Annotated in this window: 13 protein-coding genes; all 13 read left to right on the top strand. The window is 41.4% G+C overall.

What is annotated here, in order from left to right; genetic code table 11:
* Positions 1-95 precede the first annotated feature (95 nt).
* Complete coding sequence (topA, locus tag ACSSTM_RS03865) at positions 96-2,171, top strand: type I DNA topoisomerase (RefSeq protein ID WP_060596250.1); 2,076 nt, start codon at positions 96-98, stop codon at positions 2,169-2,171.
* A 70-nt stretch (positions 2,172-2,241) separates the two neighbouring features.
* A complete protein-coding gene (trmFO, locus tag ACSSTM_RS03860) occupies positions 2,242-3,546 on the top strand; it encodes an FADH(2)-oxidizing methylenetetrahydrofolate--tRNA-(uracil(54)-C(5))-methyltransferase TrmFO (RefSeq protein WP_034662383.1) in 1,305 nt (434 codons plus the stop codon).
* A 62-nt stretch (positions 3,547-3,608) separates the two neighbouring features.
* On the top strand, positions 3,609-4,526 hold the full coding sequence (xerC, locus tag ACSSTM_RS03855) for a tyrosine recombinase XerC (RefSeq protein WP_060596252.1): 918 nt from the start codon (positions 3,609-3,611) through the stop codon (positions 4,524-4,526).
* A gap of 14 nt (positions 4,527-4,540) precedes the next feature.
* A complete protein-coding gene (gene hslV / locus ACSSTM_RS03850; RefSeq protein WP_003211247.1) occupies positions 4,541-5,086 on the top strand; it encodes an ATP-dependent protease subunit HslV in 546 nt (181 codons plus the stop codon).
* Positions 5,087-5,102: 16 nt separating this feature from the next.
* Positions 5,103-6,503 carry an HslU--HslV peptidase ATPase subunit gene (gene hslU / locus ACSSTM_RS03845; RefSeq protein ID WP_095285167.1) on the top strand — a complete coding sequence of 467 codons (1,401 nt, stop codon included), beginning with the start codon at positions 5,103-5,105 and terminating at the stop codon, positions 6,501-6,503.
* Positions 6,504-6,537: 34 nt separating this feature from the next.
* Positions 6,538-7,317 carry a GTP-sensing pleiotropic transcriptional regulator CodY gene (codY, locus tag ACSSTM_RS03840; protein WP_034662375.1) on the top strand — a complete coding sequence of 260 codons (780 nt, stop codon included), beginning with the start codon at positions 6,538-6,540 and terminating at the stop codon, positions 7,315-7,317.
* A gap of 286 nt (positions 7,318-7,603) precedes the next feature.
* Positions 7,604-7,993 carry a flagellar basal body rod protein FlgB gene (flgB, locus tag ACSSTM_RS03835; protein ID WP_034623641.1) on the top strand — a complete coding sequence of 130 codons (390 nt, stop codon included), beginning with the start codon at positions 7,604-7,606 and terminating at the stop codon, positions 7,991-7,993.
* Positions 7,993-8,445 (top strand): flagellar basal body rod protein FlgC, encoded by a 453-nt coding sequence (gene flgC, locus ACSSTM_RS03830; protein ID WP_012009953.1) that lies wholly within the window; start codon positions 7,993-7,995, stop codon positions 8,443-8,445. The genes flgB and flgC overlap by 1 nt, the downstream gene beginning before the upstream one ends.
* Before the next feature lie 11 nt (positions 8,446-8,456).
* Complete coding sequence (gene fliE / locus ACSSTM_RS03825) at positions 8,457-8,774, top strand: flagellar hook-basal body complex protein FliE (protein WP_007499609.1); 318 nt, start codon at positions 8,457-8,459, stop codon at positions 8,772-8,774.
* Between the two features lie 49 nt (positions 8,775-8,823).
* Entirely contained in the window at positions 8,824-10,416 is a 1,593-nt protein-coding gene (fliF, locus tag ACSSTM_RS03820) for a flagellar basal-body MS-ring/collar protein FliF (RefSeq protein ID WP_307499616.1), read from the top strand.
* Positions 10,417-10,427: 11 nt separating this feature from the next.
* Positions 10,428-11,444 carry a flagellar motor switch protein FliG gene (gene fliG / locus ACSSTM_RS03815; RefSeq protein WP_008344808.1) on the top strand — a complete coding sequence of 339 codons (1,017 nt, stop codon included), beginning with the start codon at positions 10,428-10,430 and terminating at the stop codon, positions 11,442-11,444.
* Entirely contained in the window at positions 11,437-12,201 is a 765-nt protein-coding gene (fliH, locus tag ACSSTM_RS03810; RefSeq protein WP_420734927.1) for a flagellar assembly protein FliH, read from the top strand. Before fliG ends, fliH begins: the two co-directional genes overlap by 8 nt.
* Positions 12,198-13,514, top strand: coding sequence for a flagellar protein export ATPase FliI (gene fliI / locus ACSSTM_RS03805; RefSeq protein ID WP_034662365.1), 1,317 nt, complete (start codon positions 12,198-12,200; stop codon positions 13,512-13,514). The genes fliH and fliI overlap by 4 nt, the downstream gene beginning before the upstream one ends.
* Positions 13,515-13,516: the final 2 nt, after the last annotated feature.

Genomic DNA, 13,516 nt, shown 5'->3' with positions numbered 1-13,516 from the left:
ATTTTTAATGATTGCCTGTTAGATAAGTGCAATTAACATAAATATGAATTGTGAAATGTATAAAGAGAGAACACCTCTTAAGGGGGATTTTGAGTATGGCTGATTATTTAGTCATCGTTGAGTCGCCAGCCAAGGCGAAAACGATTGAGCGTTATTTAGGTAAAAAGTATAAAGTAAAGGCTTCAATGGGGCACATAAGAGATTTACCGAAAAGTCAGCTTGGTGTTGACACTGAGCATGACTTCGAACCGAGATATATTACGATTCGCGGGAAAGGCCCCGTTTTAAAAGAATTAAAAACAGCTGCAAAAAAAGCAAAGAAAGTCTATCTCGCAGCTGACCCCGATAGAGAGGGAGAAGCGATTGCTTGGCATTTAGCGCATAGCCTTGACCTTGACCTCTCTTCTGACTGCCGCGTTGTCTTTAATGAGATTACAAAAGATGCCATTAAAGATTCCTTTAAGCATCCACGTATGATCAACATGGATTTAGTTGATGCACAGCAGGCAAGACGGATCTTAGATCGTCTCGTCGGGTATAAAATCAGTCCGATTTTATGGAAGAAAGTGAAAAAAGGCTTAAGTGCCGGTCGTGTTCAATCAGTTGCACTCCGCCTGATTATTGATCGCGAGAATGAAATTAATGAATTTAAACCAGAAGAATACTGGACAATTGACGGTACATTCCTAAAAGGAAAAGAAAGCTTCGAAGCGAGCTTCTTTGGCGTCAATGGCAAAAAGCATCCACTGAAAACAAAAGAAGATGTAAAAGAAATCCTTTCGAAACTAAAAGGGAGCAAATTCTCTGTAGAGAAAGTGACGAAAAAAGAGCGTAAACGCAACCCAGCTGTTCCGTTTACAACCTCTACTTTACAGCAGGAGGCTGCAAGAAAATTAAACTTCCGTGCGAAAAAGACGATGATGATTGCACAGCAATTATATGAAGGAATAGATCTTGGTAAAGAAGGTACAGTCGGACTCATTACATATATGAGAACGGACTCAACACGTATTTCCAATACGGCGATTGAAGAAGTATCTGCTTTCATTGATCAGACTTACGGTAAGAATTTCTTAAATACAACAAAACGAACCGCTAAAAAGAACGAAAATGCACAAGATGCTCACGAAGCCATCAGGCCGACTTCTACGCTAAGAAAACCAGCAGATGTCAAACATGTCTTAAGCCGAGATCAGCTTCGTCTGTATAAATTGATTTGGGAACGATTCGTGGCAAGCCAAATGGCGCCGGCTGTTCTTGATACAATGAGTGTAGACCTTGACAATAACGGGCTTACATTCCGTGCTAACGGGAGCAAAGTGAAATTCCCTGGATTCATGAAGGTATATGTAGAAGGGAAGGACGACCAGCTAGAAGAAAAGGACAAAATGCTGCCTGATCTTAAAGAAGGTGATACGGTTCTTTCAAAAGATATCGAACCTGAACAGCACTTCACGCAGCCGCCTCCGCGCTACACTGAGGCAAGACTTGTCAAAACACTTGAAGAACTGGGTATAGGCCGTCCGTCTACGTACGCACCAACATTAGATACGATTCAAAAGCGCGGCTATGTCGCACTTGATAATAAACGGTTTATCCCAACAGAGCTTGGGGAAATTGTTCTTAACTTAATCATTGAATTCTTCCCTGAAATCATTAACGTGGAATTCACAGCGAAAATGGAAAAAGAACTTGATAGCGTTGAAGAAGGTACGATCGAATGGGTTCGCATTATCGACAGCTTCTATCAAGACTTTGCAAAACGGGTAGAAAAAGCAGAAGCAGAGATGCAAGAAGTTGAGATTGAGCCTGAATACGCCGGAGTCGACTGTGAAGAGTGCGGACATCCGATGGTGTACAAAATGGGTCGATACGGTAAGTTCATGGCTTGCTCTAACTTTCCTGACTGCCGTAACACAAAACCAATTGTCAAAGATATTGGTGTGAAATGCCCGACTTGTCATGAAGGAAACATTGTTGAACGAAAATCTAAGAAGCGCCGCATTTTTTATGGCTGTGATCGTTTTCCAGAGTGTGAATTCGTCTCTTGGGACAAACCAATTGAAAGAAAGTGTCCAAAATGCGAAAATATGCTTGTAGAGAAAAAGCTGAAAAAAGGCATTCAAGTTCAATGTGTGAACTGTGATTATAAAGAGGAACAACAAAAATAGCGGTGAACAGCCTTGTTCACCTGCTTTTTTATGTCATCAAACAGAACTTACGAAATAGGAGAGTTGTACAATGAGTCAATTTGTAAATGTGATCGGAGCAGGTTTAGCCGGAAGTGAAGCGGCATGGCAAATTGCCAAACGCGGAATTAAAGTCAACTTGTATGAAATGAGACCTGTCAAACAAACGCCAGCTCACCATACAGATAAATTTGCAGAGCTTGTATGCAGCAATTCACTGCGTGCCAACGCTTTGACGAATGCGGTCGGTGTATTAAAGGAAGAAATGCGTCATTTAGATTCAGCGATTATCGCAGCAGCAGACGAAAGCTCAGTCCCTGCTGGCGGAGCGCTTGCAGTAGATCGTCATGAATTTGCAGCAAACGTTACCGATCGCGTGAAAAATCATCCGAATGTGACGGTTTTTCAAGAAGAAGTGCAAAGCATTCCTGAAGGTCCGACAATTATTGCAACGGGCCCGCTTACATCTGAAGCACTTTCAAAAGAATTAAAATCGTTAACGGGTGAAGAGTATCTGTACTTCTACGATGCAGCGGCACCTATTCTAGAGAAAGATAGCATTGATATGGATAAGGTGTACTTGAAATCACGCTATGACAAAGGAGAAGCCGCTTATTTAAACTGTCCAATGACAGAAGAGGAATTTGATCGTTTTTATGAGGCGCTCATTTCTGCTGAAACTGTGCCATTAAAAGAGTTCGAAAAAGAAATCTTCTTTGAAGGCTGTATGCCAATTGAAGTCATGGCGAAAAGAGGAAAGAAAACGATGCTGTTTGGTCCGATGAAGCCAGTAGGACTTGAAGATCCGAAAACAGGAAAAAGACCTTACGCTGTTGTTCAATTAAGACAAGATGATGCAGCAGGTACTTTATATAACATCGTCGGCTTCCAGACACATCTGAAGTGGGGCGACCAAAAGGAAGTATTCCGCTTGATTCCAGGTCTTGAAGAAGCAGAAATCGTTCGATACGGCGTAATGCACCGCAATACATTTATTAACTCACCAAGTCTTTTAAAACCAACGTATCAGTTTAAAAATAGAGAGGATCTATTCTTTGCCGGACAAATGACAGGCGTTGAAGGCTATGTCGAGTCCGCAGCTTCCGGACTAGTGGCTGGAATTAACGCCGCTCGTTTTGTCAAAGGAGAAGAGCTTGTGACACTTCCGGAGGAAACGGCGATCGGCAGCATGGCTTATTACATCACATCGACAAACAAGAAAAGCTTCCAGCCGATGAATGCGAACTTTGGCTTGCTGAAAGATCTTGGTGTTCGGATTAAAAACAAACAAGAGCGTTATGCAGAGTACGCTAAGCGCGCAATCGAAACTATTCAAACTATTTCGAAATCTCTGTAGTAAAACATTGCACGGAAAGCAAGATATATGATACCATTTAAAAGCCTTAAAGAGGTGTAAAAATGACGAATAAACAGCGTCTTGTCCACTTATTCATTGAATATCTGCAAATTGAAAAAAACTATTCTGCTTTAACAATCTCAGGATATACAGAAGCGATTGAAGAGTTTGTCAGATTTATGAACATTCAAGGAATAGACGGTTTTGAAGAGGTATCCTATCAAGATACGAGAATTTATTTAACAGAAGCTTATGAAAAAGGCCTGACAAGAAGAACGATTAGTAAGAAAGTCTCTGCGCTTCGCAGCTTTTATAAATTTCTATTAAGAGAACAGCTTGTGAAAGAAAATCCTTTTTTACTCGTTAGCTTACCAAAGCAGGATAAACGAATTCCTTCATTTTTGTATGAAGAGGAACTTAAAGAGCTTTTTACAGTTTCTGATGTCAGCACACCGCTTGGGCAAAGAAACCAAGCGATTTTAGAACTTCTTTATGCAACAGGTATGAGGGTCAGTGAGTTATGTTCATTAAAAGAATCTGATCTTGATTTATCGTTGGATACAGTGCTTGTTCATGGGAAAGGCAGCAAGCAGCGGTATGTTCCTTTCGGTTCATATGCTCATGAAGCGCTCATCACTTATTTAGAGGATGGAAGGCAGAAGCTGAAAGCTAAGGGGAATGATCGTGCTGATGCATATGTGTTTTTGAATCAGCGCGGGGCGCCTCTTACAGACAGAGGCGTTCGATTCATTCTCACTGAATTAATGAAAAAGGCGTCAGGCACACTACATATCCATCCTCACATGTTAAGGCACACCTTTGCCACACACCTCTTAAATGAGGGGGCAGATTTGAGAAGTGTTCAAGAACTTCTCGGTCATTCGAATTTATCATCAACTCAGGTGTACACGCATGTATCAAAAGATTCTTTAAGGAAAACATACATGTCTCATCACCCAAGGGCTTTTAAACGATCCTAAAAGGAGGTTTTTTCATGTCATCATTTCATGCAACAACCATCTTTGCCGTTCAACATAAAGGAAAAAGTGCGATGGCTGGAGACGGTCAAGTCACTTTCGGGCAGGCTGTCGTGATGAAACACACGGCAAAAAAAGTGCGCCGTCTTTTCGGAGGCAAGGTGCTTGCAGGTTTTGCAGGTTCAGTAGCAGATGCATTTACACTCTTTGAAAAGTTTGAAACGAAGCTTGAAGAATATGGTGGTAACTTAAAGCGGGCAGCCGTAGAACTAGCGAAAGAATGGCGAAGTGACAAGATGCTCAGACAGCTTGAGGCCATGCTGATCGTTATGAACAAAGACAGCATCCTGCTTGTCTCTGGAACAGGAGAGGTCATCGAACCAGATGACGGTATTTTGGCCATCGGCTCAGGCGGCAATTATGCGCTTAGCGCCGGGAGAGCACTCAAAACACATGCAGGTGATCACCTCACAGCGAGAGATATTGCAAAGGCTGCTCTTGAAACCGCCGGAGAAATCTGTGTCTACACGAACGATCAAATCACTTTAGAAGAGCTTGAATAGAAAGGACATGAGACGTATGGAGAAAAAGCCGTTCACCCCAAGAGAGATAGTTGAAAAGCTTGATCAATATATTATTGGTCAGCTTGATGCGAAAAAAGCAGTGGCGGTGGCTTTAAGAAACCGTTACAGAAGAAGCCTTTTACATGATAAGCTAAAGGATGAAGTCGTTCCGAAAAATATTTTAATGATCGGCCCAACAGGTGTGGGGAAAACAGAGATTGCCCGCAGAATTGCAAAAATTTCTGGTGCGCCTTTTATTAAAGTGGAAGCGACGAAGTTTACTGAAGTTGGTTATGTCGGCCGTGATGTAGAATCGATGGTCAGAGATCTAGTTGAGACAGCGATCAGAATTGTCAAAGAAGAAAAGATGAAAGACGTTCAAGAAGAAGCAGAAAAACAAGCAAATAAACGTCTTGTTCATTTACTTGTTCCTGGCAAGAAAAAAAGCCAGTCTGTGAAAAATCCTTTTGAGATGCTGTTTGGCGGTTCTGATGAAGATGACCGTGATCGAGATCAATCAAGTGAAGAAGTTGAACTTGAATCGACAAGAAAGCGAATCACTCATCAGCTGGCTATGGGCGAACTTGAAGATCATTACGTCACGATCGAAGTGGAAGAGCAGCAGCCATCCATGTTTGATATGCTTCAGGGCTCGGGTATGGAGCAAATGGGCATGAACATGCAGGATGCGCTCGGCAATCTCATGCCTAAAAAGAAAAAACGCAGAAAGCTGACCGTCAGAGAAGCAAGAAAGGCGTTAACTGCTGAGGAAGCTTCAAAACTGATTGACATGGATGAAGTCAGTCAAGAAGCCGTCTATAAAGCAGAACAGCAAGGAATTATTTTTATCGACGAGATCGACAAAATCGCCAAAAGCGGTGGTGCATCATCTGCAGATGTTTCTCGTGAAGGGGTTCAACGTGATATTTTACCGATTGTAGAAGGTTCAACTGTGATGACGAAATATGGGGCAGTGAAAACAGACCATGTGCTTTTTGTAGCAGCAGGTGCATTTCATATGGCGAAACCATCAGATTTGATTCCAGAGCTTCAAGGGCGCTTCCCAATCCGTGTAGAATTAGATAAATTAAATATCGAAGACTTTGTGAAAATCTTAACGGAACCAGATAACGCATTATTAAAGCAATATAAAGCTTTACTTGAAACAGAAGGTATATCTCTTGAATTTTCTGACGATGCTATTCATAAGATTGCCGAAGTGGCTTATCATGTCAATCAGGAGACAGATAACATCGGTGCAAGAAGGCTTCATACCATACTTGAAAAGCTGCTTGAAGAGCTTTCATTTGAGGCGCCTGATATTACACTGGAGACAGTGACCATTACCCCTCAGTATGTAGAAGAGAAGCTAGGAAAGATTGCAAATAACAAAGACTTAAGTCAATTTATACTTTAACAAATGAATAAAGTAATCTAGGAGGATCATTAAAATGGCGTTACTACAAAAAACAAGGATTATTAACTCAATGCTGCAAGATTCAGCAGGGAAACCAGTTAATTTTAAAGAAATGGCGGAAACACTGAGAGATGTCATTGATTCAAACATTTTTGTGTTGAGTAGAAGAGGGAAGCTTCTAGGCTACTCGATCAACCAGCAGATTGAAAATCCGCGTATGAAGAAAATGCTTGAAGACCGTCAGTTCCCTGAAGAATATACAAAGAGTCTATTCAACATCCCTGAAACATCTTCAAACCTTGACATTAACAGTGAGTATACAGCTTTCCCAATTGAGAACCGTGATTTATTCGAATCAGGTTTGACAACAATTGTCCCAATTATCGGAGGAGGAGATCGTTTAGGAACGTTAATCCTGTCTCGTTTGCAAGATACATTCACTGACGATGATTTAATACTTGCTGAGTACGGAGCAACAGTTGTTGGAATGGAGATCCTTCGTGAAAAAGGAGAAGAAATCGAAGAAGAAGCAAGAAGTAAAGCGGTTGTTCAAATGGCGATTAGTTCTCTTTCATATAGTGAGCTTGAAGCCATTGAGCACATCTTTGAAGAACTTGATGGCAACGAAGGGCTCCTTGTGGCAAGTAAAATTGCTGACCGTGTAGGAATCACTCGTTCAGTGATCGTGAACGCCTTACGTAAGTTAGAAAGTGCAGGCGTCATCGAATCTCGTTCTCTTGGAATGAAGGGAACGTATATCAAAGTGTTAAACAACAAATTTTTAATCGAACTTGAAAATTTAAAATCTCATTAATCAAAACCCCTTTTCAGCCAAAATACAAGCTGAAAAGGGTTTTTTTTTTATAAAAAAGAGGATTTGTCCGAAAAATGACACTCTTTTTTCCAAGAAAACCCTTACAATTCTTAGTTCTTTAAATCTAGGTCTTTGTACCTATTCATAAAATAGATATATATTACGAGTTTTTTTTACATATACATCATAGACTTTAATCCTATTATTTCTTACAATGAACATATGGTTTTACAAATCTCGACATGATTAAATGGAATGAAATACATATGATTGGAGGTATATGGTTTTGGATATATTTTCTGGAACGATAAGCAACCTTGAGAATGCCTTGGGCAGAGCGAATGTTAAGCAAAAAGTCATAAGCAATAATATCGCGAATATAGACACACCGAACTACAAGTCGAAAAACGTCACATTTCATGATATGCTAAACGATGCGTCGATCAAGTTGGATGCTAAAAAAACATACCAAGGACACATTGATTTTTCTAAAACAGGGTCTAATTATTCAGTTGTTTCGAGCAACCGTACTTCATATCAAGAAAACGGAAATAATGTCGATATTGATCAAGAGATGAGTGAACTCGCTAAAAACCAAATTCAGTATAATGCGTTGGTTGAAAGAATGAGTGGAAAATTCAATTCTCTTAAAACAGTTTTGACAGGAGGTAAGTGATGTCAATTTTTTCAGGCGTTAACGCTTCGGCCTCAGCATTAACAGCTCAGAGGCTCAGAATGGACGTTGTATCCTCTAACCTTGCAAATATGGATACAACAAGAGCGAAACAGGTTGATGGCAACTGGGAGCCTTATAGACGTAAGCTCGTCACATTACAGCCGTCAGGTGAATCGTTTTCATCTATATTGAACTCAAGCATGAATTCGAGCGGCAAATTAGGAAACGGCGTGAAAGCAACGAAGATTACAGAAGACGAAACTCCATTCAACCTTCAATATGATCCTACAAATCCCGATGCCAATGAAAATGGATATGTTCAAACACCTAATGTTGATCCATTAAAGGAAATGGTTGACCTCATCAGCAGCTCAAGGTCATATGAAGCAAACGTGACCGCACTAAATGCGAATAAAAGCATGTTGATGAAAGCTTTAGAAATAGGAAAGTAAGGTGAAAAGAATTGGTTAACGCAATATCTCCTTTCCAGCTTCAAACCGCTCAGCAAGCAAGTGAATTGACGAATGCATCGTCCGTTCAGGCGGCTGCACCTAAAAGTCAAACGAATTTCTCTGATGTGCTGAAAAATTCCATTGAGGCATTAAATCAATCACAGCTGAAATCAGACCAGTATACAAATGCTCTTGCACAAGGAAAAGATGTCAATCTCGATGAAGTCATGATTGCCTCGCAAAAAGCGAGTGTGACACTCACAGCTGCAACGGAGTTTCGAAATAAAGCAGTCGAAGCGTACCAAGAGATTATGAGAATGCAGATGTAGGAGGTGCTGACGGACAAAAAAAGACTGAATGGAATGACCGGGGGTTAAGATGAATCGTACTTTAATGCAATTAAGAACAAAAACAGTTGAGTTTTGGCGAAATCGATCAAAATTACAAAAAATACTCATGATTGGCGGCGTTGCTGCCCTAGCAATCATTATTACGGTTGTTAGCATCTTTGCTTCTTCTGAAAAAATGGTTCCATTGTTTAGAGATTTGTCTGAGGCAGAAGCTGGGCAAATCAAACAGGAACTGGATGGCAAAAACGTTAAATCGGAACTTGCGAATAATGGAACAACGATTCTCGTTCCAGAAAAGCAGGCTGACACTTTAAAAGTAACACTCGCATCTGAGGGTCTCCCTAAGACAGGGAATATTGATTATTCCTTCTTTGCGAACAATTCCGGCTTCGGTTTAACAGATAATGAATTTGATGTTCTGAAAGTAGACGCAACTCAGACAGAACTATCCAATCTGATCAACACGATTGATGGGATTAAAGATTCAAAAGTTATGATTAACCTGCCAAAAGATTCCGTTTTTGTTGGAGAAGAGCAAAGTAATGCATCAGCATCCATTGTGCTGCAAGTTGAGCCTGGCTACACGCTCGCGCCGCAGCAAGTAAAAGGCCTTTATCATCTTATTTCAAAAAGTGTGCCGAATTTAAAGACAGAAAACATTGTCATTATGGACCAAGATTCCAACTACTACGACTTAAACAGCAGTTCCGATTCCTATGCAAGTGGAATGGATGCACAGCAGCAGAAAAAAGAAGAGATTGAAAAGAACCTTCAAAGAAAAATTCAACAGCTGCTCGGAACAATGATGGGTCAAGAAAAAGTGGCTGTATCGGTCACAACAGACATTGATTTTACTGAAGAGAAAAGAAAAGAAGATCTTGTAGAACCAGTTGATAAAGAAAACATGCAAGGCATTGCTGTCAGTGCTGAAAAGATTGCTGAAACTTATTCAGGAAATGGTGCAGCAGCTGGAGGCACCGCTGGAACAGGCGACGATGATGTCACAAATTATCAAGGCGCCGATGGAGCGAACGGTAGCGGAGATTACGAAAAGAGCGAAGATCGTATCAACTATGAAGTCAACCGCATTCATAAAGATATCAAAGAGAGCCCTTATAAAATTAGAGATGTTGGCATTCAAGCATTGGTCGAACCACCAACTGCAAACGATGTGAACTCTTTAACACCTGAAAGGCAAGATGATATCAAAAAGATTCTTTCAACGATCATTAGCACTTCAATTGATAAAGAATACACAAATGGTCAAGCGCTCACTCAAGCGGACTTAGATAACAAAATTGTTTTATCTGTATCAAAATTAGACGGTAAACAGCAAACTGCAGCAGAAAACCCATCAAACAATATTCCAATCTGGGTTTATATTGTAGGCGGTGTGCTACTACTTGCAATTATCGCTCTCATTATTCTTCTTGTGCGTAAACGCCGAAAAGAAGAGGAAGAAGAGTTTGAGTTTGATGAACGTACACCAATCCATGTTCCTGATATCGACACTGAACCAGAAACAGAAGAAATGGTGAGAAAAAATCAGCTTGAAAAAATGGCAAAAGAAAAACCAGAAGACTTTGCTAAATTGCTACGCAGCTGGCTGTCCGAGGATTAGGAGGAATACACATGTCGAGAAAAGATCCAAATCGACTAACAGGCAGACAAAAAGCAGCAATCCTAATGATTTCCTTAGGGCTAGACGTGTCAGCATCTGTATACAAACATCTGTCTGAAGACGAAATAGAAAAATTAACATTAGAAATTTCCAATGTACGAAGTGTAGATACCGCTAAGAAAGATGAAATCATCGAAGAGTTTCACAGCATCGCCATCGCGCAGGACTACATATCACAAGGCGGTCTTATGTACGCAAGACAAGTGCTTGAAAAAGCGCTTGGTGAGGACAAAGCGGACAGCATCTTAAACCGATTAACATCCTCGCTTCAAGTGAAACCGTTTGATTTTGCTCGAAAGGCTGACCCAGAACAAATCTTAAACTTTATCCAGCATGAGCATCCACAAACCATCGCGCTCATCCTTTCCTACTTAGATCCAGTCCAAGCTGGGCAGATTTTATCTGAATTAGGTGAGGAAGTACAAACAGAGGTTGCGAGACGTATTGCTTTAATGGACCGCACATCTCCAGAGATCATCAATGAAGTGGAACGCATTCTTGAACAAAAGCTTTCTTCAACCTTTACGCAGGACTATACGCAAACGGGCGGGGTCGAAGCGGTTGTAGAAGTACTAAATGGTGTAGACCGTGCGACCGAGAAGACCATTTTAGACACACTTGAAATTCAAGATCCTGAGCTTGCTGATGAAATTAAGAAACGTATGTTTGTCTTTGAAGATATTGTCACTCTTGACAGTAGAGCGATTCAGCGCGTGATCAGAGATGTTGAAAATGACGACTTATTGCTCGCGCTCAAAGTGGCAAGCGAAGAGGTCAAAGAAATTGTCTTCCGCAACATGTCACAGCGAATGGTCGAAACGTTCAAAGAAGAAATGGAGTTTATGGGACCTGTCCGGCTTAGAGATGTCGAGGAAGCACAAACTCGTATTGTCAGCATCGTAAGACGACTCGAGGAAGCTGGAGAAATCGTCATAGCTCGAGGCGGAGGAGACGATATCATTGTCTAGGATTATCAAACATGAAACATCTGTTATTCCTGAGCAAGGCCGGCAAACGATTCCTTTGCAGCAAGTGGAGTTTAAAAAAGAACATCACGAAGAAGAGCTTGTCAATGAAACAGAAGCATCGCAGCTTGTACTAAGTGATGCTGAAGATCAAGCAAGCCGTATAGTAGAACAAGCAAATAGTGAGCTTGAAAAAACAATGGCTGAAATCAATCAGCGCCGCGCTGCTTTTGAAGAAGAAAGAATGCAGCTCATTGAAGAAGCGAAACAAGCAGGTTACCAAGATGGCTTCCAAAAGGGTGAAACAGATGCGAATATGCAGTACCAATCGATTCTTGATCAAGCGAATGACATTGTCAGTCTTGCCAAGCAGGATTACGAAGAAAAAATTGAAAGCTCCGCAGAAAAAATTGTGGAACTGGCTTTCGAACTCGCCAAACGCGTTTGGTACTCGGCTGAGGACACGAAAGATCAATTTTTGGCTCTCGTGAAGCAGGTCATTTCAGAAGTGAAAGAATATGACGATATTTCCATCTATGTTGACCCTGAACATTACGATCATGTGATGGAGTATAAAGACGAATTAATCAGAATCCTTCAAAAGGATACACACCTTGTCATTTACTCGGATGAAAAAGCGCCAAAAGGGACTTGTTACGTAGAAACAAGCTTTGGAAAAGTGGAAGCGAGTGTTGATACCCAAATGAATCAGTTGAAAGAAAAGTTACTAGAAGTCATTGATTCAGGTGATCACAAATGAACATTGATGTGTTAAAAGAAACAATTGAAACCGCCGATCCTTATAAACGATTTGGCAAAGTCAATCGAGTTGTTGGGCTGATGATTGAATCTAAGGGGCCGGAGAGTTCTATCGGGGACGTGTGTCTCATTCATAAAAAAGGGCGTAGGCACGATCCGATAAAAGCAGAGGTCGTAGGGTTTAGAGATGAAAACATTCTGCTCATGCCTTATGTAGAAGCATCCAATATTTCACCAGGAAGTCTAGTTGAAGCGACAGGTGAGTCGCTGAAGGTCAAAGTTGGTACTGGATTAATCGGCGAAGTCGTTGATGCCTTCGGTGATCCGCTGGACGGCAGTATGCTTCCAAAGGGACTTGCGCCTGTTTCGACAGAACAGTCTCCCCCAAATCCGATGGACAGGCCGCCGATTCGAGAAAAGATGGGCGTTGGTGTCAGAGTGATCGATAGTCTGCTCACAGTTGGCACTGGTCAAAGGATCGGGATTTTTGCTGGAAGTGGTGTTGGAAAAAGTACCTTAATGGGAATGATTGCAAAGCAGACAGAAGCAGATCTGAATGTCATTGCCCTTGTAGGAGAGCGTGGCCGTGAAGTTCGTGAGTTTATTGAAAAGGATTTAGGTGCTGAAGGACTGAAGCGTTCGATTGTTGTTGTCGCAACTTCTGACCAGCCTGCACTGACGAGAATGAAAGCTGCTTATACAGCAACAGCTATTGCGGAATATTTTAGAGACAGAGGGAAAAATGTCATGTTCATGATGGACTCTGTTACACGGGTCGCTATGGCACAAAGGGAAATCGGGCTTGCAACTGGCGAACCGCCAACGACAAAAGGATATACACCTTCGGTGTTCGCTATACTGCCTAAATTACTTGAACGAACTGGAACGAATCAGCTTGGTTCCATCACAGCGTTTTACACAGTGCTTGTTGATGGTGACGATATGAATGAGCCAATTGCTGATACAGTCAGGGGGATCTTAGATGGCCACATTGTACTTGATCGTGCTTTAGCCAACAAAGGACAATTTCCTGCTGTCAATATTCTGAAAAGTATCAGCCGCGTTATGAGCAATATCGCAAGTCATGATCACAAGGAGGCGGCCAACCGGTTCCGCCAGCTTTTATCCACTTATCAAAACGCTGAAGACCTCATTAACATTGGAGCTTATAAAAAAGGCTCCTCGAAAGACATTGATGAGGCCATGCAGGCTTATCCTCATCTGATTTCATTTTTGAAGCAGGATGTAGAAGAGGCTGTATCTATTGAAGACAGTGTGAATTTATTGCTCCGTTTGATGAATAGAGAGGATTGACA

This window comes from Bacillus sp. RK1064, from assembly GCF_051488405.1.
Lineage (GTDB): Bacteria > Bacillota > Bacilli > Bacillales > Bacillaceae > Bacillus.
The sequence above is the reverse complement of the archived record's forward strand: the minus strand, read 5'-3'. Positions and strand labels throughout refer to the sequence as shown.

Coding starts and splice junctions, on each gene's coding strand:
- topA (WP_060596250.1), top strand. CDS start 96: ATGGCTGATTATTTAGTCATCGTTGAGTCGCCAGCCAAGGCGAAAACG.
- hslV (WP_003211247.1), top strand. CDS start 4,541: ATGTCATCATTTCATGCAACAACCATCTTTGCCGTTCAACATAAAGGA.
- fliI (WP_034662365.1), top strand. CDS start 12,198: ATGAACATTGATGTGTTAAAAGAAACAATTGAAACCGCCGATCCTTAT.
- codY (WP_034662375.1), top strand. CDS start 6,538: ATGGCGTTACTACAAAAAACAAGGATTATTAACTCAATGCTGCAAGAT.
- fliF (WP_307499616.1), top strand. CDS start 8,824: ATGAATCGTACTTTAATGCAATTAAGAACAAAAACAGTTGAGTTTTGG.
- trmFO (WP_034662383.1), top strand. CDS start 2,242: ATGAGTCAATTTGTAAATGTGATCGGAGCAGGTTTAGCCGGAAGTGAA.
- fliG (WP_008344808.1), top strand. CDS start 10,428: ATGTCGAGAAAAGATCCAAATCGACTAACAGGCAGACAAAAAGCAGCA.
- flgC (WP_012009953.1), top strand. CDS start 7,993: ATGTCAATTTTTTCAGGCGTTAACGCTTCGGCCTCAGCATTAACAGCT.
- hslU (WP_095285167.1), top strand. CDS start 5,103: ATGGAGAAAAAGCCGTTCACCCCAAGAGAGATAGTTGAAAAGCTTGAT.
- xerC (WP_060596252.1), top strand. CDS start 3,609: ATGACGAATAAACAGCGTCTTGTCCACTTATTCATTGAATATCTGCAA.